Here is a 20,052-nt window from a genome sequence, read left to right as displayed (position 1 = left end):
CCTCGGAAGGCCTCGGCCACTATCCGGGCACCGACGCGCCGCGCCCTCCCACCACGGCTGCTGCGTCGCCTACACCCTCATCTGGGAAGAGCCCGATATCACCCCCGATCACCCTTGATATAATCCTCAATGCTCACCCTTTTGCCTACTGATCAAGAGTCTCGTGAGCATGGCTCGAGGTCAGGTGAGCCGCGGTTGCGGCGACTGAATACAAACAGCTGGCGGGTGAGCTTTTTCACCCCTTCTTTCACCCCACATTTGGATGTAATTGCAGTGTCGTGAGAATGACACGCTGCTAATGTCAGGGGCGTTCGCGGCAAGGATTGGGCTTGGGTAGTCTTCGGCAGCTACCCGGATGGTCATTTCACGAGTAGTGCTCGATTCACCGAGCAATATCACAGCTTGAGCAGGATCGGTGAGGGGTAGGTCATCTGTGAGGAGAATCCGATACCGGCAGGTGTTGGGCACACTGTGTCAGCGATCTGCAGTTGCCGTACTGATCATGTCGATCATCTGGGCGCTGGGAGGTGACTCTCTTGCGCCGTGGCAAGCGGAACAGGCTCCATCACTCCATGGTTTGCCAGCGCAGGGTAACGGCGATCGCGCGTTGTTGTCGCGCTCGGACAGTACAAATCCGGGCAGTACGAATCCAGACAGTGGGAATTCGGGGACTCCCGCAACAGGTTCCGGGCAAGTGCGTACTCTCGCTGCCGCCAACCTGTCATGCGATGTAGACGCCTACTATACGGTCCAGCAATCCGGCGGCCTGTACGAGGGGACCGTTGGGTCGACCGGCACTACGCGCGTCGGGAGCTTTAACGACGCCGGTCTCAGCGGAACCGTGTCGATGAATGGCCTGGGCATCTCGCGCGGGGGAAGCTATGCCATTGCTTTCGATCGCTATGGGACAAGCTCGTCCTCATATATCCAGCTCGTGAAGTACACCGCTTCGACCAACACCTTCGCCAAGCTCGGCAGCCCGTACCGGCTGACCGAAGGCCCGGTGTGGAACCAGATGATCGCCGGAGCCATCAATCCTGTTGACGGTCAATATTACTTCGGCGGATACGATGGCAACAGCCAGCGGTTCTACCTCTACCGCGCCGATCCAGGCAGCGGCACAGTGACCTACCTGGGATATGTGCTCCCGAACGGTGTCACTGGCTCAGGCAATGGGGACATCGCATTCGACTCGAACGGGAATCTCTTTCTCATCTACAGCACGACCAGTGCGAATCAGATAGTTCCGGTGACCGCCCAGAATCTCCAAGCAGCAGATGGACAGCAGATCACTGCCGAGCAGACCCAGCCCCGCGTCGCGTCGCCGTCCGGCCTCCAATACAACGGCATCTCGTTCCTGCCCAGCGGCCAGATTGTTGTCCAGGCTGCTGATGTATCGGGCGGCAACGCGAACACCATCGTTTCGACGGTTGATCCGAACTTGTGGACGCGGACCAACGACGAAGTCATCTTCAGGACGATGGCAACCGTCGCCACCGATCTGGCGACGTGCACCTATCCGCCAACCCTCGCGGTGCAGAAGAATGTGATGGGGCGCTATCAGGCTGGCGATCAGTTCCAGATGTCAATTGTCCGCGATGGTCAGAGTTCACCCTTGGCGGCGAAGACCACAGCCGGCAGCCAGACCGGCATCCAGGCGCAGATCGCGGGCCCAGCGATCGCTTCCGCCGGGGCGAAATATGACATAACAGAGACCGCGTCGGGCACGACCGATCTGAGTCACTACACCACGACCTACGCCTGTACATCCGACACAGATCCCACCTGGCGAGTGAGTGGCTCGGGTTCGTCATTCTCCATAGATCCTTTTCCGAGCCCGCCGCCAAGCAACGCCAATGGACCGGACGTCACCTGCACGTTCACGAATACGCCCGTCTTCCCGACGGCCAGCGTGACTGTTTCGAAGCAGGTGACCCAGCTCGGGGGAACCAATCCCCAGCCCGCATCGGGGTGGACGATGGGTGCGACGCTGTCGAGCCCACCGTCAGGAGTGACGATCACCACGCCGAGCACCCAGGTGACCGGCCAGAACGGATCTGTTCCCGGGCCGTGGACGATCAGCGGATTCTCTTCGCTCGAGCAGACAACGACCTTGGCCGTGTCCGAGACCCAGCAGCCGGGCTACCAATTCCTGTCGGGCAGCTGCGTTGTCACCCACAGCGACAAGACGACGACCACCACCACCCTCACCTCCGAGAACGGAACCGTGCCAGGAGTGAAGTCCGGTGATTCGGCGGCGTGCACCTTTGTCAACAAGCCCGTGTCGGCATCGCTGACCCTGGTCAAGCGGGTCAGCAATACCCATGGCGGCACGGCGCAGCCGACGGACTGGACGCTCACCGCCACGGGCCCCACGCCGATCTCCGGGGTCACCGGATCCACCGCAGTGAGCAATGCAACGGTCAAGCCCGGCACGTACTCCCTGTCCGAGGGTGCGGGTCCGGCCGGCTACCAGGCCAGTGCCTGGACGTGCACAGGGCCCGGCGCAACGCAGTCCGCAGGCACCGTCACCCTCGCCCAGGGCGCGCAGGCGACATGCACCATCACCAATTCCGATGAGCCCGGGTCGGTGAGCTGGGCGAAGAACGACGAGTCCGGCCATCCACTTGCCGGATCGGAGTGGACCCTGACCCCCACCGGCGGCACCGGTGGTGCCGCGATCACCGTCGTCGACAACGGGACCAATGACGCAGATCCAACTGCCGGAGCGCTCAGGCTCGTCGGCCTGTCCTGGGGGAGCTACTCGCTCGTGGAATCGAAGGCCCCCCTCGGCTATGTGCTCGACACCACACCCCACCAGTTCACCGTGGGTCCGGGCAATGGTCAGATCGGTGTTCCCGGCCCCACCTCGCTCGGCACCTTTGCCAATAAGAAGGCGGCGGTGCCCGCACTGCCACTGACGGGCGGATCCAGTGCCGACCTCTACTTCTTCCTCGGCGGGGGCCTCGGTGGCCTGGCCCTGCTCGGGGGATGGCTGCACCGAAGGAGGTCAATCGCACGACGTTGAACCCGCGCGGAATGCCTAGAGGGATCCGCCACCACATCGACGAGTGAGACAACCGACACATCAATTCAGCCAACGCGACTCGCGGTGGACTCGAAAGGAAACGAAACATGAAACAACACGGCACAGTGTCGCGGGGGCATCGCGCTCTCGTCGCTGCCGCAGCAGTGGGCCTGGGCCTGGTCAGCGTGCTGGGGACCGGCGGAACCGCCATCGCCGCTCCGGGCGCCAGCTCGGTGCCCTCCTATGGCAACATCGACTTCACCAAGACCGGCTCGCTGATCATTCACAAGCACGTGAACCAGACCGCCACTGATCCGGTGACGGGGACGCCGGCTGGACCGGACACCCTCACCACTCCGGGCGTCGCGGGCGTTCAGTTCACCGCCTACCCGATCAGCTCCCTGGACCTGTCCCAGCAGTCCTCCTGGACCACCCTGTCGACCTTCACGGTGCCCTCGGACGCCTGCACGGCGGGAGCCGGCGGGACTGCGGCATTGCCTGGCCAGACGCTGGGCACCGGAATCGCTGCTCCGCTCACCGACGCCGACGGCCTGGCCACCGCATCGAATCTGCCGGTCGCTGCCTACCTGGTGTGCGAAACGCAGTCCCCGTCCACCGTCGTCGACAAGGCCCAGCCCTTCGTCGTGACGATCCCGTTCCCCGACACCACCGCGAACCAGGGAACGACTCAGGGATGGCTCTACGACGTGAACGTCTACCCGAAGAACGGTGTGGCGAACATCAAGAAGACCGTCACCGGCCAGACCGATCTCGGTCTGGGATCGACGGCATCGTTCCCGGTGACCACCGACATCCCGGCGATTGCCCCGAACGCAAGCTTCGACCACTACTGGGTGACCGATCCGGTTGACTCCCGGCTGGCCAATGTGGCGGTGGCCAGTGTCACGGTCGACGGCGCCGCGGTGGATCCGAGCTACTACACCAGCGTCGTCACCGGAAACTACGCGACGGTCTCGTTCACCAACGCCGGGCTCAGCTGGCTGAAGACCCAGCCCAACAAGCAGGTGGTCACCACCTTCACCGGTACGGTCACCGGGCTGGGCGCGGACGGCGTCATCAACAACACTGCTTACCTCGACATTTCCACCAATGTCTCCCCGACGCCCCCCACCAATCCGCCGACCCCCCCGACCGAACCCCCGACGACTCCGCCAGGAACGCCCTCGAACCAGGTCACGACCAACTGGGGTGATGTGAAACTGGACAAGGTGGATTCCGGCGACTCCACGACGGGCCTCAAGGGCGCCACCTTCCAGGTCTTCGCGGCACAGAACCCCTACGCTGCCGACTGCAGCACAGCCCAGGCCACTGGCAGCCCCATCGCCGTCAGCGGCAGCTCCACCTTCACCTCGGATGATTCGGGCCTCGTTTCGATCGCCGGGCTGTTCGTCTCCGATTCCGAGAATGCCCCGCAGAACGCCGCACAACGCTGCTATGTCGTGCAGGAGATCCAGGCGCCTGCCGGCTATGTCACGCCCCAGGGCAATGCCTCGTACACCCCTGTCGCCGTGCGCATCGGCAGCCTCGCCAGCGGAACCTACTCAGCCACCATCAAGAATGAGAAGGAACTCGTCCCAGGCCTGCCCCTCACCGGCGGCCAGGGCACCGTTCTTGCCTCCATCCTCGGTGGCCTGCTCATTGCCGGTGGTGCCGGTGGCGCGGCGATCTCGCGTCGTCGCAAGCAGGAGCAGGGAGCCTGAATCGGCCCGATACGCCGAAACTGAGTGACTGACGGATTGTGGTGGGGAGTGCGCTGCCCCACCACAATCCGTTGTCTTCATCCCGTCCTGCATTCCCGCCGTCGCGCATTCTGGAGGCTCACGTGACACCACGATCGTCCGAGGGCGCCCCGGCGCCGGGGCGTGCCGAGCCGGACAGCTCCGGGCACTCGCGGCGCCGCTGGCGACCCGGGGTGCTTCCCGTGGTCGTGGCCCTGGTGTCGTTCGTCGGCATGTGCGTCCTGCTGTATCCCATGACTGCGTCGTGGGTGGCGCAGGTGAACCAGTCCCGGGTGGTGGCGCACTATGACGACCGCGCGAGCTCACCCGATCTGGTGCCCTCGGCGGCGCAGCAGCTGGCGATGGCGCACCGGTACAACGACCTCCTCAGCTCGGGGGCGGCAGTGGAGAAGGGCAAGAGGCTACCCACCGGCCAGGGCACCGAGAACTCGGCAATGAGCTACGAGGATCTCCTGCACACCGACGACACCGGCGTGATGGGCCGGATCCGGATTCCCGCCATCCAGGTGGATCTGCCGATCTACCACGGCACGGACGACGCGACCTTGCTCAAGGGCATTGGTCACCTCGAGGGCACCTCGCTCCCGGTCGGTGGCCCCGGCACCCACGCCGTACTCACCGGCCATCGGGGCCTCGCCTCGGCGACCCTGTTCACGAATCTCGACAAGGTGAAGGTCGGGGACACCTTCTCCATCACGGTGCTCACCCAGACGCTCAGCTATGTGGTGACCTCCACCACCGTCGTCGATCCCGACCAGACCCAACTGCTGCGTCCGGTGGCGGGCAAGGACCTCGTGACGCTCGTCACCTGCACTCCGCTGGGGATCAACACCCAGCGCATCCTGGTCACCGGAGAGCGCATTCTCCCCACCCCCGCTGCGGACGTCACCGCAGCACACGCCCGGCCCGATATCCCCGGATTCCCTTGGTGGGCAGTGATCCTGGCGGCAGGAAGCGCGCTGATCGGGCTGTACCTGTGGCGCATCGGCTACCCTGCTGCGCCCACGAAGAACTCCCCGGCGTCTGCCCAGGGCGCCCGCCGCGGCCGAAGCACCCCCGATGACCCCCCTGCGGGCAGGGACCGAAGCCCCAGGCGTGCCAGCTGAGCCCGGTAGAGTCGTGGGGTCATCGGGAGTGAGGAAGAGCCATGAGTCTGCAGCGCCGTCAGGTCTTGTCGTTGTTCCTCGGCTCTGCAGCGATTTCCGCGCTGAGCGCGTGCGGCGGCAAGCAGACCACCACGACCCCCCCGCCGCCCACCGAGACACCCAGCCCGAGCAGCACCCCGACCCCCTCATGGCTGGGAGCGTCCAAGCAGGGCGGGGGCCAGCTCACGCTGCTGTCGGCACTGCTCGCCGACCCCGAGTCCCAACAGCGCTTCGCGAATGACGTGCTCAACGGCTTCTTCTCCGGCAGCTCCTATACCCTCGACACCACCTACACGAGCCCCGATCGGCTGCTTGACAGCATCTACACCGGCCTGGTCGGCGCCGACCTTGCCGATCTCGTCATGCCCCCTGCCGGCTGGGTCCCGGGGTTGCAGCGGCGAAATGCCCTGCGGGAGATCCCCGAAAGCGTCATTGCCGACCTCCATCTCGACGACCACTTCCTCATCAGCTGCCGCCAGCAGGCAAGCGTGCGAGCACTGCCCTATGCAATAGATCTCAGCCTGGTGGGCTATCGCTCCGATCTGTTCGCCCAGGCAGGCATCAGCTCCCCACCGGCCACCCTCGACGAGCTGCGGGCACTGGCGAAACAGCTCACCACCCCCGAGCTCAGCGGATTCGACCCCTTCGGGCCGGGGCTGCGCAATACCTGGCTCACCCTGCTCGGAAGCTATGGCGGTCAGCTCTTCACCTCCGACGGAAAGCCCCAGTTCGACCGCGATGAGGGCCTCAAGGCCCTCGAATTCATCGTCGGGCTCGTCAAGGATGGCTCGGCCGATCCTTCGAAGATCCCGGCCACGGGCTCACCCCAGCTCTTCTTCGACAAGAAGGCCGCCATGACGCTGGTGAGCTCGACGAACTGGCCCGCGCTGAGCGCCGCCGGGCTGGCCGAGAGCAGTCATCTCGGCCTGTTCGCCATGCCGGCCGCCCAGCAGGGCAAGGATCCCTGCGTCCTGCAGACCGGGACCCTGCTGGCGGTGAGCAATCAGTCCCAGCACCCCGATGTCGCCTTCGAGTTCTGCCACTACGCACTCGGCGCATCCCCGCTGCTCGCGGCGGCAAGGATCACCTCGGCGGTTCCTGCCCGGCCCGATATCGTGCCCGGCAGCGATCTGGCGCTCAACCGGGTGCTCGTCCAGGGCCTCGACGACGTCAAGTACGCCGTCATGGTCCCCGGCGGAAGTCCCGCCTGGCTGGACGTCGATGCCGTGATCGAGTCCGAGCTCATGGCGGCCGTCACCGGGAAGCAGCCTGCTTCAGCCAGCATCTCGAACCTGTCACGGGTCGCCAACGACTCGCTGGACCATGGCTGACAGAACCCCGTCAGATGATCGGTGCCGATCGATGACTATCGTGTTTTTTCTAGATGAGCTGATATTCCAGGAGAGTTCTCGGATCTCCTCGTCCCTGGCCTGACGAACGATGATCGGTGCGTCACCTCACTGGTCAGTGCGTCACCTCGGCCCGGTCCAGGTGATCGTGACGGTTCACCCACCACAGCGCCGAGGTACCGGTGCCCTCGAAAGGTCCCGGCTTGGGGCGGCCGGTTTCGATGAGCACAGTCGCCGTATTAAAGACGATGAACCAGGGATCGGGGCTGCCGAGGGGATTGCTCAGGTGAAGCGCTGCCCGGATGAGGTACTGGATGATCCACTCATGGCAGACCAGCGCGATGACATCGCGATCGTGCGTCCCTCGGCTGAGCAGGGAGGCGTACAGCGTCCGGCCCCGCTCCTGTGCCTCCTCCTGTTCCTCCACATGCGCACCCCGGTGATACCAGCCCTGCTCGCCGACGTCATCGGGCAGCTCGACCCGCTCACTCACCGCGAGCAGGCGGCTGGCGGCTGCACCACGATCCGGTGCCGGCGAACCCGGTTCGCCCGCATAGACGCCACCCACCTCGTACGCACAGGTATCCACGACGATCGGCAGGTCGAGCTCGTCTGCCAGCGGGGCAGCGGTCTGCACCGCGCGCACCATGGGCGAACTGACCAGGACGGTCGGCCGGGGCGCCAGCCCGCCGGTGAACGCCTCGGTGAGCCGCAGCGACTGCCGAAGGCCCAACGCAGTCAGCTCCGGATCGGCGCTGCGGCCCCGGAAGGGATGCCCAGCAGCGGTAAGAACATTGTTGGTGGACTGGCCGTGCCGGATGAGAAGCAGTTTCACGAGCTCATTGTTCCAGCTCCCCTCCGGGCCCGGCTGGCCCCGACTCAGGGGTTGACCTTGATCTCGGCGATACCTGCCTGGAAATGGCCATTGGCGAGCTTGGGCAGGGAGGTGATGTACACGAGCAGGTGCTGAGTGGTCACCGGGGTCGAGGGGCTCAAGGTCACCGTCTGCGGTGCCGACGCGTCATCGGCGACCACCTTCCAATCCCTCACCGTGGCCATGGACGGATGGGCATCGTCGGCCGGCACCCTGATCTGGACGCCGGTGGGTTCCCCCACCAAAGTGAGCTTCACGGCATCCACCGTGCTCACCGCGCCGAAGTCGAGCATCAGGCCGGTGCCGGGCTTGAGTCCTCCCATGAGCGCCGAGTTCCAGTACTCCTGGGTGTGCCAGGCCGTCGAGGGGTTGCCATCGGTGGCCAGCGGCACCTCGGCCGGTGATTCCTTGCCCTCGCCGCCGTCGGCCACCGGGTCGAACTCGACCACTGATTTCGGCGCCCCGGCCAGCGGAATATCGCTACGGGCGGCTGTCGAGGTGGAACGGCCATGGGAACCTGTTCCCGGCCATCCGCTCAGCGAGCTCTCGCACGAGCGCAACATGCCGCTCACCGAGACAACGAGCATAAGGATCACGAACAGGGGAATGAGCCAGCGCCCCAGCCGATAGGCCCGGGACGGCTCTGTCTGGGGCCTGTCGCGCCCTGGGCTGATGCGCGGCGTGCCCGGCTGGGGATCGGGATGCCAGCCACCGGGCCGCCCTGAGAGCCGGTTCGCCGGCGCGCCGACGCGCTGCACCGATGATTGAGGAGGCCGCCTGGCAGGCGGACTTGCCGGAGCTGACGATGTACGTGGGTGGCTCACCGAGCGAGAAGGCTCAGCCGGGCCCCTCTCGACGATGGCGGTCGCTGGCGCCAAAGACGTGGCAGGCGCGGCGAGGGTCACATCCCGGGCAGGCTGGGCAGTGGTGATTGCCGAGGTCGTCTCCCCCATGGCCAGTGGGGCGGGGGTGGGCCAGCTCCCGAACGCCTCGTCGCCGAGTCGATCCGGTGCGCTGCGGTCACCGAGCAGCAGGGCGACGCGGTGCTCCAGCTGATCGTCCGCAGCGGCATTGCCCAGCACCCTGCCCAGTGCGGTGTCGATCTGTTCGACACTACGCAGTGCCTCGCCCCCGGGCCGGGGGCACAAGATCTCCATGCAGATCGCGTCGAGGGGCGCCGAGACCCGGGCACTGAGGGATGCCGGCGGGACCCAGCGGCGCTCCCCCGAGACGGCCGGCGAGGTGAGGGGAGCGGCGAGCAGCCCCCACTGGCGGGTCTGTTCCAGATCGAGATCGATGGGCCAGCGGGCCACCAGACTGGCGTACAGCAGCTTGCCCAGCGCCCGCACATCGCTGGCCTCCTGCTCGCGCCAGCTGGGCGGCGGGCCCGGGGCACTGGAGCCCAATGCCGCGTCGATGAGGAAACCGCTGATCTTCACGTTCCCGCTACGGGTGATGGTGACCGTCTGGGGGTCGATGCGGCGGTGGAAGACTCCCTGGCTGTGGAGCGGGACCAGGGCATCGGCGATCTCGCGCACAATGTGGGCCGCCTCGAGTGCGGTGAGCGGTCCGTGGCTGAGAAGTTCGCGCAGCGAGACACCTGTCACGGCCTCGCAGATCACGAAGGGCGTGTCGCCGTCCATGGCATCGAGGACCCTCAGGAATCGCGAATCGGTGGCCAAGGCGGACGCGCGAGCAGCGGCCAGCACCCCGGCGGTGTGATCGCTGCCGGGCTCGAGGACATGCGCGACGACCCTCCGGGACAGTACATCGTCGAAGGCCTGCCAGCTGACCGCACCATGGTGCACATGCAGCTCGTGTTCGAGGCGATATCGTCCGGCCAGCAGTGACGCTGACATCGTCGCCGGGCCGGATTCGGAGCTGCCGCCCAAGACCGGATCGGCCGTCGTGCGCTCCATCGTCCTCCTTGCCGGTCAGGTGATCATCCCGACACTCCTTGGCACAAGTCTGCCCCCTTGTGCTGGCACTCGGCTCAGTCGCCAGATGGGTTCTCAGGAAAACCACCCCGAGGGTGGTCTGCCCTGGCCCGCTCATGGCGCACCTGGCGCACCCGCAGTGCCGTGAGGCCCAGCAGGATCGCGCCCGAGGCGATGATGATCACCCAGGCCGCCCGTCCGGCATTGGTGGCCGTCACGATGAAGGAGACGGGCTCGCTCGACGGCAGCGGCGTGCCGTTGGCCGCGGTGACCACGGCATGCATGGCGACCGTGCCGTTGGCGCTGGCCTGTGGCGCGATGCGCACGGTTGCGGAGTCGCCCGCATTGAGGGTGATTTCATCGGTGTCGTCGATGCGGACGCGCTGGGGATTGTCCGAGACGAAGTGCACCCTGACGTGCGTGGTCATCTTCATGGTGTTGGTGAGGCTGATCGGCAGCTGGGTTTCCTCGGTAGGCACCACGAGCTGAGGACTGATGTGCACGGTGACCGTGCCCCCACCGATCTTGGCATTCGCATCGTGGCTTGCCGCGGCCAGATATGCGGTGGCCTGCTCGACCGCTGGGAAGGAGGAGCTCCACGCGCGCAGTGACACGGCATCCATGTCGAGCCATGAGGGCACACCGCTGAGGGACGCCACCAGTGCCTCGGTGTCTCGTGCCGTCCGCTCGGCGGACGCCAGCGCATCGGGAGGGCTCGCAGCTTCCGGGTGGGAAATGGTGAGGCCAGGGGCCCGGTGTCCGGTGACCAATTCGGAAAGCGGCACCCGTTGGCGTCCAGGCGCCGGGGCGAGCTCCGCGCGGGCCTGCTCGGCGGTGCTCACCACACTGAGCGCCGGCGTGCCCTGCGAAGAGGAGAGCAACTGCTCGGACTGGAGCCGGCCTATCCGGTGCACGAGATCGTCCGAGGGTGCCGGCCCCGGGCCGCCCGACGCGATGGCCGAGCGCACGGCAACAAGCGTCTCGCCCGAGGCGCTGGTGGCCACTGCGGTATTCGCATCGAGATCGGCGGTGAGGACCAACTGCGGCGCAGCGGGCGCCAGGAAGGACAGCAGATCCGTGCTCAGGGCCCCCTGGGCGGGCAGCACGACAAGCGGCAATGTAGCCAGGGGATGAGTGCTGGGGACGGCCGAGAGGGCAGCGGACAGCAACTCGGAGCGGCCGGCACTGGACGCGGCCTGCAGATCGAGCATCCCGTACAGGCCGCGGTAGCAGCGTCCATCCTTGGCGATCTCGCCCAGCCTGGCGAGGAAGGCGGCCGCAGCACCCGCCGCGTCGCCGCTGCTCACCGAGCCGTCGGCCTGCTGGACGCCATAGCCCCCTGCCATGCCACTCAGCTCGTCCCACAGCAGGGGATCGATCACGGCGTTCACGCCGCTCTGCTCGGCCAGCCCCGCCAGCAGGTCGAGTCGTCCGCCCGGTGCGATCTCCCGCGCCAGGTGGTCATCGCTGAACACCGGGCGACCCGACTGGTCGCCAAGCAGGCTCGGGGCGCTGCTCAGCTCCACCACCGTGGCCGCCCGGTAGCCGGATGGAGCTGGGTTGGCCATGAGGACGCGCGAGGAGCCGATCGTCGCCTTGGCGGCGTCGAGCACGCTGACGCCGACGATGCTCACCGTGTCGGGGCTGGACAGCTGCAGGGGATCGGAGCCTGATGCGAAATCCGCCCGGACCGAGAAGTGCATGGTGGCGTGCGCGCCCAAGAGCCCGATTGCCGCGGTGCCGCCGTCACTGGTCACCGGCATCTCGTCGCTCTCGCTGGTGCCGTCGAGGGTGAGGCGCAGCGCGTCGACGTTGGTGATCGGTCGCTTGTCGCGCCACAGGACCACAGTCACCCCGCTGATCGGCGAGTCCGTGGAATTCGTGAGGCTGCCGGCGAGGGTGAGCGTGCCCTGGCCGGCGATGGAACTGGGGTCGAGCTGTTCTAGATGGACGCTCACGGTGGGACTGTCCTGGGCATGTGCGACCGGCGCGCCGGGGCCGACGAGCACCGTGAGGCTGATGAGTACGGCAGCGAGCGCGGCAGCAATGCGCCGGACCATGGTCGCGGGGCGCGTGCTGATGACTGGGCTCACCCGGACATGGTAGAGCCCGAGCCCGGGCACAGCCTGCGCGTCAGGGCCTGCGGTTGCCGATCAGCGATGCTGTCGGTCCCACCACCGGCGAAGCTCCTCGGCAGCCGCCTCGGGACCCAGCGGCCCGCGTTCCAGCCGCAGGTTCAACAAATAGCGGTAGGCCTCGCCCACCTCGCGCCCCGGCGCGAGGCCAAGCACAGCCATGATCTGGTTGCCGTCGAGATCGGGACGGATCGCGTCGAGCTCCTCTCGAGCAGACAGCTCGTCGATCCGGGCCTCGAGCTCGTCATAGGCGCGGCGCAGGCGTTCCGCCTTGCGCACATTGCGTGTCGTGCAGTCGCTGCGGGTGAGGATGTGCAGGCGCTCGAGCTGATCACCGGCATCACGGACATAGCGGCGCACCGCCGAGTCGGTCCACTCGCCCTCACCGTAGCCGTGGAAGCGCAGGTGCTGCTCGATGAGCAGGCAGACAGCATCGATGACAGCCTTGGGATAGTGCAGCGCCTTGAGCCGGCGCTTGGCCATCCGCGCGCCGACCACGTCGTGATGGTGGAAGGTGACCTTTCCGCCGTCCAGAGCCCGGGTCGCCGGCTTGCCGATGTCGTGCAGGAGCGCCGCCAGCCGCACGACGAGATCGGGTTCGTGATGCGGGTTGGGGCGCCCGTCCTTGAAGTCGCGGGCCTTCTCCAGGGCAATGGCCTGGTCGAGCACCGTGAGGGAGTGCTCATAGACGTCCTTGTGGCGGAAGTGCTCGTCGCGCTCCAGGCGCATGGCTGGCAGCTCGGGAAGCACGAGTTCGGCCAGGCCAGTGTCGACCAGGGCATTGAGTCCGGCACGGGGGAGATCGGTGCACAGCAGTTTCGACAGCTCGTCGCGCACCCGCTCGGGTGAGACGATCGCGATACGCTCGCGCATCTGCGCCATCGCCTCGAGACAGGCAGGGTCGATGACGAAGCCCAGCTGGGCGCAGAAGCGGCAGGCACGCATCATGCGCAGCGGGTCGTCGCTGAAGCTCACCTGGGGCGGACTGGGGGTCCGCAAGACCTTGTCGGCCAGGTCCTTCACGCCGCCGTAGGGGTCCACGAAGGACCGGCCGATGACATCGATGGCCATGGCGTTGACGGTGAAGTCGCGGCGTATCAGATCGTCGTGCAGGTTGTCGCCGAAGGCGACGACGGGTTTGCGCGACTCGGGGGAGTAGGAGTCGGCGCGGAAGGTGGTGATCTCGACCACCCACTCGCGGCCCTTGACGGTCCGCGACGCGCCGATCGTGCCGAACTCCTTGCCGATTGCCCAGACCGCCTTGCTGAACTGGCGCATGAGCTCCTCGGTGCGGTCCGGGTCCGCCGAGGTGGTGAAATCGAGGTCGTGGCCCAGGCGCCCCAGCAGGGCGTCGCGCACCGACCCGCCCACCAGGTAGAGCTGCTCGTCCGCCTTCGAGAAAAGCTCTGCCAGCTCCTCGACCAGCGGGGTGACGTGGAGCAAGTCTGTGACAGCCCGGCGCTGCGCCGAGGACAGGTCGGTGGACGGTATTGACACAAGGATCGAGTCTACCGGTGCCCCGCCCCGGCGCGCAGCGCGCTTCTCACTCGCGCTTCTTACTCACGCTTCTCATTCGAAAAGGGCCTGGCCGATATATCCGCCGGACGCCGGGGCGGGCGGCACGACGAAGATGGCCGAGCCGATGTGCTCGATGTACTCGTTGAGCAGGTCCATCGCGCCGAGCTTGGTCTGCAGGGTGACGAAATGCTGCGGGTCGTTCATATAGGCGATGAACAGCAGCCCGGCGTCGAGCAGGCCCTGGGCGTTGAGGCCATCGGTGTAGTTGTAGGACCGCCGCAGGATCATCAGTCCGCCGTTGTTCTCGTGGGCCGCCAGGGCGATGTGCGCCCTGGGGTCGATGATCTTCGTCCCGGAGTCGTCGGTCTTGGCGAAGTCGGGCGTGTCGAACTCCTTCGTCCCGGTCAGCGGCGCCCCCTCGTCCTTGGTCCGGGCGAAGATCTGCTCCTGGTCGGAGACCCGGTCGGCGTCCCAGTTCTCGATGTCCATCTTGATCTTGCGGACCACCTGGTACGAGCCGCCGGTCATGGCGCCCGCATCGGTCAGCCAGACATGCTCGTCGAACTGCTCGGGGGTGGACACGTTGCGGGTGCCGTCGCGGAAGCCCATGAGATTGCGGGGGGTCTGCTGGCCCTTGCCGGCGCTGGCACGCCCGAAGCCCATCGCCACCCAGCGGGTCTGGGCCGTGGTGGTGACCATTCGCGCCAGATTGCGGACTGCATGGTAGGCCACCTGGGGATCATCGGCGCAGGCCTGCAGCGACAGATCACCGCCGGTGAGGGCCGGATCGAGATGCTCGCCGGGCAGCGCGGGCAGCTGTCTGAGCAGAGCAGGCCGCTTCTCGCGCAGACCGAAGCGATCGGTGAAGACTCCTGGACCCAGGCCGACGGTCACGGTGAGCGAGGCGGGAGCCAAGCCCTCGGCCTCTCCGGAGTCGGCACCCACCGCGTCGGGGCGCGAGGGGTCGACGGTACCGATCGGTTTGCCAGCGACCAATTGGCCGATGGCAGCGGTCCATCGGGCCAGCAGTACGCGCAGGTCGTTCGCGGTGGCGGTCTTCGACAGGTCGAAGGTCATGAAGACTGCATAGCGCTGGGGTGGGGTCTGGATTCCGGCCGGGTGGGCCTGGTCGTAGAAGGGCACCGAGGCAGCAAGGTCAACGGTGTCGGAGTGAGCGGCTTCACCGGCCTGAGTGGTCCGGCGCAGTGCGGCCGCCGTCCCGCCGATACCGGCGAGCGCACCAGCCGCCGCCGAAGCGCTCGCGGTGATGAGCAGCCGGCGGCGCGACACGCCGTCGGGTGCTGCCGTCGGCTCCTCGTCGGGAGTCTCGGGTGCATTGCTCGTCTTGCTCACTGTGCGGTCGCCACCTTCTCGGCTATCCGCTGTAGCGGCTGCTGCAGTGCCAGGACCGCCTGGCTGAGCTGCTTGGCGTTCTTGTCGCGGGTTTGCGGTGTCCAGGCGACGTAGCCGCCGAGCGAATTCGGATCACGATAGGCGTCCAATGCCTTTTGGACTGCAGTGAACTGCTGGGCCACCTGCTCGGTGAGGGCCGGGTCGATCTTCTCAAGACCCGGCTGCAGGTTCGCGAAGGCCTGCTGGGCGCCCTCGATATTGCCGGCGAAGTCGGTGAGATCGATATGGCTGAACTCCTCCTCCTCGCCGGAGATCTTGGTCGACTGCACCTCCTCGAGCAGGTCGGCCGCGCCGTTGGCAAGGTCTTCGGGCTTGTATTCCAGGCTCTTCGTCACGTCCACGAGCTTGTCGACATTGGTCTTGAGATCCGACGCATAGGTCTTGGTCTGGTCCGTGATGGCACCGGCCTGGAACAGGTCTCGTTCCACGGCGTGGAAACCGCTCCAGCCCACCGCGTCGTCGACATTCGAGGCGCGCATGTCGATGAGGTAGTCCAGATTTCCCAAGTTGTCGTCGGGGGCGAATCCGGGCATCACGAAGCCGTCCACGTCGGACTCGATCTTCTCGTAGAAGGGCCGGGCATGAGCGTAGGCCTGCTTCGCCTGTTCGAGGTCCCCGGCATCGACAGCCGCCTGGAGGCTGTTCACCGCGGTCTGCATCTCCTGTGTCTGCGAGACCACCCAGGCGGCGTAGGCGGTCGTGCCCTGGGCGAGCAGCTGCTGGGTGTCACTGCTCGGCGAGGAGGCCACGGTGCCGGTGACCGTGAAGGTCTGGGTCTGCTGGTCGGCGCCCGGGCAGTAGACGGTGTACTGGCCGCCGGTCAGGGTCACGGTGAAACTGGACGTGGGCAGCCCGGGAGCCAGGTTCTCCTTCTCGCCGACGATCTTCAGGTTGCTCTGCAGTTCCACCTCGCTGATCGCCGTCGAGTTCACGTTCGTCACGGAAAAGGTGACGGGTCCGGCGCTGGCGCTCGTGTGATCGAGGGTGCACTTGTCGCCTCCGTCACTGCTCAACGTCACCTTCACCTGCGCCGCGCCGTTGGAGACCGGGGCGGCGCCGCCGGACGCGGAACCGCTGGCGGGTGCGCCCGCGTTCGCGGAACTCGAGCAGCCGGCCAGACCAATGGCGGCGACGGCCGCCAGGGCGGCGGACTTCAGGATGGGGGACTTCGGGATGGGGGAGTGTGGGGACATCTCGGTTCCTCTCGGATCGGGTGGGGGGTTCGGTGTGGCCTGTCAAGCCGAGGACTCGGATCGGGTAGCAGACGTGGGATGCGAGGCCCTGGTTCGTGGTGCCGGGGAGGCGTGCCCGGCGTCATCGGCCGGTCCCGGACCGGCGATACCGACGGGGGCGGCAGGAGGGTCGGATCGGCGCGCTGCGCGCAGGTGGCTCGGTCGCGCTCCGCGCAGGTGGCTTGGTCGCGCTCCGCGCAGGCTGCTTGGTCGCGCTGCGCGCAGGGCACCCGCGGCGACCACCAGAGCTGCGGCCACGAGGATCGCCGCGACCGTGCGGGCCCAGAAGCGCTGCTCGGCCCGGTCAGCTGCGAAGCGCGCCAACGCGGACTGGGCCGCGGCGGCATCGGCGGGCGCAATCCTGAGCGCTCCGGAGCCCGGAGCTGCTGCGATCGAGGCGATGCGAGAGTCATCGACGCGCATCGTCCGGTTGGTCTGCAGGCCTCCGCCCGACAGCGTGAGGGTTGTGCTCGCGTTCTGCGAGAAGTCGAGGATGCTGCCGCCAGCCGTCCACAGCTCACGCGTCCCGGCGCGTGTCCACTGGGCCGTGAAAGGGCCAGGGTCATTCTGGGCACTGACCCCGACCGGTAGCCTGCCGCCATTGAGCGCGATGAGCTCGCCAACCGTCAGCGAAGCCGGCAACCCCTGGGGCGCCGTGCTGAATTCCTGGCGATGGACCGTCGCATCGGGTACTGACTCGTGGGACTCGCGGCTGGCCTGCCCAAGGGGCATCGACGATGAGCTGGAGCCAGCATGGATCGTGGCGCTGCCGGGTGTGAGCGTCACCGTGCCGGCGGTGACGCCGGAGGCATCCACGAGGGTCGCCGTGTCGAGCCCAGGCGGCTGGGGCGGGCGAACGAAGACAGCGAGCCCGACACCCAGTACCGCCAGCGCGCCGGCCAGTGTCAGGCGCAGCCACAGGGCCTGCCGGCCCTTCGGGCGCCAGGCAGCGGGCCAGTACAGCGCGACGCACATCGGCACGAGATAGCCGAACCAGCCGAGTACCTGGATGAGACGCGGATCGGGCGGTATGCCGAGCACCCCGGTGAACAGGGCGCCACGGATCGATCCAGACGGTGAGAGCCAGGACAGATCGACGGTGTGCTGCTGACCGGCATTGAGCCAGCCGGCTTCGTGGGCGGTTCCCAGAACGCTCATCACCAGGCCGGCGGCGACGAGCACGAGAAAGCCCGAGGTGACCGCGAAGAAGCGTTTCAGGTCCACTCGCACGGCGCCCCGATACAGGCCATATCCCAGTGCAGCGGCACTCAGGACACCGAGCAGGGCGCCAAGTGCCGCCGTCCCAGCGCTGTTGGCGGCTTCGAGGGTCGCGAGCAGGAAGACGGCGGTCTCGAAGCCTTCCTTGAGGACGGCCAGAAAGGCCATCGTGACCAGTGCCCGCGAGGATCCGGAACTCAGCGCCTGTTGGGCGTCGTTCTCGAGCTGGGCACCCAGCTCGTGCGCGTGCCTGCCCATCCACAGCACCATCGTCGTGACGAAGACCACGGCGACTATGCCGATAACGGTCTCCATGCCCTCCTGGGCAGCCTGCGGCAGGCTCCTCTCGATGACCTTGAGAGTGACACCCACGCCGAGGCTGACGAGGACGGCGGCAGCCACGCCGATGGCCATCGGCGCCAGCGACTTGCCGTTGCGCCGAAGGAAGGCGGCGATGATGCTGACGATGAGTGCCGCTTCGAGGCCTTCTCGCAGGCCGATGATGAACGTGGCAAGCACAGCGTCTCTCCAGTGGACCGGGTGATTCGGAGCGGGAATCAGCCCCGGCTCAACCGGAGCTTAGGTAAGCCTAAGCTTATTCTCCGGTTGACTGGTAGTCCGTCTCAGACTTTCAGGGTCGTGGTATCCAGCGAGCGGCGGCGCGGCGCGAGGGGCGCCGGGCCGCACCCGGACAGCCCTCCCGTCAGCCCTGGGGCACACTTCTGGGGCACACCTCTGGGGTACGCCCCCGGGGGCATACCGTGGCGAGCCAGTCGACGGGTGGTCTGGGCGCCGCCCCTGCCAGTCGACGGGTGGTCCCCGCCCCTGCCAGGCGACGGGTGGTCCCCGCCCCTGCCAGGCGTCAGCTGCGACCGGAGCCCTTGTGGCCGGTGGCGTCGTCGTCTCGCTTCTGCTCGCGGCGCTCGTTCGCCTGGCGGATCGCCTCAGCGCTGAGCACCACGGTCTCTTCGGCTGACATGTCATGGCCGGTGGCCCCGGTCGACACCCAGCGAACCCTGCGATTGGCAGCGTTGCCGAGCCAGGCCCGGGCCCTTCGCTTCTCGGTGTCACTCGCCGTGTTCTCCTGCGCCTGCGGCGTGCCGCTCAGACCTTCCTGCGGCGTGCCGCCCAGATGGTCAGGAGCGCTGTCCTCAGGGGCGCTGTCCGAGGCGATCCGCCGAAGATTGCGCGTCGCGTCGGGGTCGGGCTCTACCTCGGACGGATGCGCAGCCGGAAGGGCCCCCGTGCGTGGCCGCCGGTCCGTCGACGTCTGGTGCAGCGCGGCCTGCTCATCGTCCGGCTCGCCGGCACCGGCGTCTTCCTGCTCATCGGCGGCGGGCAGCCGGTCGTCCTCGGGGCTGAGCGACTGGCGCAGGGTGCTGAAGCGGGCTCGGTTGGTGCGGGCCACACGGCGTCGGCGCGTGGGACTGGTGACGCCGGAGTCCTCATCGCTGTCTGCGGCGGGGATGGTGGTGATCAGCTGGCGCGGCATCGAAATGCCCCGCCGGGCCATCACGGTCAGGGCGCGCACTCGGATCTCGCGCTCCACCTCCCACTGTGCATTGGGAGGGCACTTGATCATCACCTGATAGGTGGCGGTAGTCGCGTCCACCGCTGTCAAGCCCAGCAAGACGGGCTCCTCGAGCATCTTGTTGTGCCAGTCGGGCTCTGCGTCCATCTTCTCCAGCATCCGCGTCAATGCCTTGATCACGCGGTGCGGGTCCTCCTCGATGCTGACGAGCAGATTGATGAAACTCTGCGAATAGCCCTGGCTCACGTTGCCGACCGTGCTGATGTCACCATTGCGCACATACCAGACCTCACCGTTGAAGTCCTGCACCTCGGTGACCCGGAAGCCGACTGAGCGAACGGTGCCCTTGAGCTTCCCGATCTCGATGATGTCGCCCACCCCGTACTGGTCCTCCATGATCATGAAGATCCCGGAGAACAGGTCTTTGACAAGGCTTTGCGCACCAAAACCGACTGCGACGCCGAGGATCCCGGCGCTCGCCAGAGCTGGCCGGATGTTCACATTGATCGAATTGAGTACCGTCAGCACCACGATGACGACGAGCACCGCATCGGTGATGGACATGAGCACCGAGCCCATCGTCTTGGTGCGCTGCGCGCCGCGGCTGTGGCTCAGTCCCTCGGAGGTGGAAACCATCGATGCGGCACGGCCCATTTCCAGGGCTGTGTGCTCGCCCAGCCGCTGATCGGCCTTCGCGACGGCGCGGCGCACCAGCTGGTGGAGGACGATCCGGCACAGCAGCGCCACGCCAACTGTCAGCACGATCTCCAGGACGGTGCCCGGCCAATGGAACTCGATGTTGAGCGGAATCACGGCAACCTTTCGGACCCGTCGGGAAGCTGCGGGTCATGAACCAGTCTGCCCTCGCACGCCGACAAAACCACCGGGCAAGCTGGGAGTCCGCTGTGCGGT

At 66.9% G+C, this 20,052-nt stretch carries 12 protein-coding genes; 4 read left to right on the top strand and 8 right to left on the bottom strand.

Annotated elements, in window-relative coordinates:
* Positions 1-694: 694 nt before the first annotated feature.
* From BMX93_RS05585 to BMX93_RS05570, 4 genes are all read left to right on the top strand, one after another.
* Positions 695-3,028, top strand: a complete 2,334-nt coding sequence (locus BMX93_RS05585) for a SpaA isopeptide-forming pilin-related protein (RefSeq protein WP_177170082.1) — start codon at positions 695-697, stop codon at positions 3,026-3,028.
* A gap of 107 nt (positions 3,029-3,135) precedes the next feature.
* Entirely contained in the window at positions 3,136-4,749 is a 1,614-nt protein-coding gene (locus BMX93_RS05580) for a SpaH/EbpB family LPXTG-anchored major pilin (RefSeq protein WP_091968863.1), read from the top strand.
* 122 nt (positions 4,750-4,871) lie between these two features.
* The gene (locus BMX93_RS05575) at positions 4,872-5,894 is read left to right on the top strand and encodes a class C sortase (RefSeq protein WP_245725746.1); all 1,023 of its coding nucleotides are present in this window, start codon (positions 4,872-4,874) and stop codon (positions 5,892-5,894) included.
* 41 nt (positions 5,895-5,935) lie between these two features.
* A complete protein-coding gene (locus tag BMX93_RS05570; RefSeq protein ID WP_091968861.1) occupies positions 5,936-7,264 on the top strand; it encodes an ABC transporter substrate-binding protein in 1,329 nt (442 codons plus the stop codon).
* A 133-nt stretch (positions 7,265-7,397) separates the two neighbouring features.
* Here the strand turns inward: BMX93_RS05570 and BMX93_RS05565 are convergent, their stop codons facing one another.
* From BMX93_RS05565 to BMX93_RS05530, 8 genes are all read right to left on the bottom strand, one after another.
* Positions 7,398-8,117: a histidine phosphatase family protein gene (locus BMX93_RS05565; RefSeq protein WP_177170081.1), complete on the bottom strand. Its 720-nt coding sequence runs from the start codon at positions 8,115-8,117 to the stop codon at positions 7,398-7,400.
* Positions 8,118-8,161: 44 nt separating this feature from the next.
* Positions 8,162-10,075 (bottom strand): hypothetical protein, encoded by a 1,914-nt coding sequence (locus BMX93_RS05560; RefSeq protein ID WP_091968856.1) that lies wholly within the window; start codon positions 10,073-10,075, stop codon positions 8,162-8,164.
* A gap of 74 nt (positions 10,076-10,149) precedes the next feature.
* Entirely contained in the window at positions 10,150-12,186 is a 2,037-nt protein-coding gene (locus BMX93_RS05555; RefSeq protein ID WP_143052823.1) for a DUF6049 family protein, read from the bottom strand.
* Between the two features lie 60 nt (positions 12,187-12,246).
* Complete coding sequence (locus BMX93_RS05550) at positions 12,247-13,725, bottom strand: CCA tRNA nucleotidyltransferase (protein ID WP_425438760.1); 1,479 nt, start codon at positions 13,723-13,725, stop codon at positions 12,247-12,249.
* 72 nt (positions 13,726-13,797) lie between these two features.
* Positions 13,798-15,099: a Dyp-type peroxidase gene (locus BMX93_RS05545; protein WP_091968852.1), complete on the bottom strand. Its 1,302-nt coding sequence runs from the start codon at positions 15,097-15,099 to the stop codon at positions 13,798-13,800.
* Positions 15,096-16,352 carry an iron uptake system protein EfeO gene (gene efeO / locus BMX93_RS05540; RefSeq protein WP_091968850.1) on the bottom strand — a complete coding sequence of 419 codons (1,257 nt, stop codon included), beginning with the start codon at positions 16,350-16,352 and terminating at the stop codon, positions 15,096-15,098. Before efeO ends, BMX93_RS05545 begins: the two co-directional genes overlap by 4 nt.
* A gap of 42 nt (positions 16,353-16,394) precedes the next feature.
* Positions 16,395-18,128: an iron uptake transporter permease EfeU gene (gene efeU, locus BMX93_RS05535; protein ID WP_143052822.1), complete on the bottom strand. Its 1,734-nt coding sequence runs from the start codon at positions 18,126-18,128 to the stop codon at positions 16,395-16,397.
* A gap of 343 nt (positions 18,129-18,471) precedes the next feature.
* Complete coding sequence (locus BMX93_RS05530; RefSeq protein WP_091968846.1) at positions 18,472-19,953, bottom strand: mechanosensitive ion channel family protein; 1,482 nt, start codon at positions 19,951-19,953, stop codon at positions 18,472-18,474.
* Between the last annotated feature and the right edge of the window lie 99 nt (positions 19,954-20,052).

The sequence above is a fragment of the Propionibacterium cyclohexanicum genome, assembly GCF_900111365.1.
Taxonomy (GTDB): Bacteria; Actinomycetota; Actinomycetes; order Propionibacteriales; family Propionibacteriaceae; genus Propionibacterium; species Propionibacterium cyclohexanicum.
This window is presented reverse-complemented; position numbering and strand designations above follow the sequence as displayed.

Excerpts from the sequence above, each read along its gene's own strand:
- BMX93_RS05580 (WP_091968863.1), top strand. The coding sequence starts at position 3,136 with ATGAAACAACACGGCACAGTGTCGCGGGGGCATCGCGCTCTCGTCGCT.
- BMX93_RS05570 (WP_091968861.1), top strand. The coding sequence starts at position 5,936 with ATGAGTCTGCAGCGCCGTCAGGTCTTGTCGTTGTTCCTCGGCTCTGCA.
- BMX93_RS05560 (WP_091968856.1), bottom strand. The coding sequence starts at position 10,075 with ATGGAGCGCACGACGGCCGATCCGGTCTTGGGCGGCAGCTCCGAATCC.
- efeO (WP_091968850.1), bottom strand. The coding sequence starts at position 16,352 with ATGTCCCCACACTCCCCCATCCCGAAGTCCCCCATCCTGAAGTCCGCC.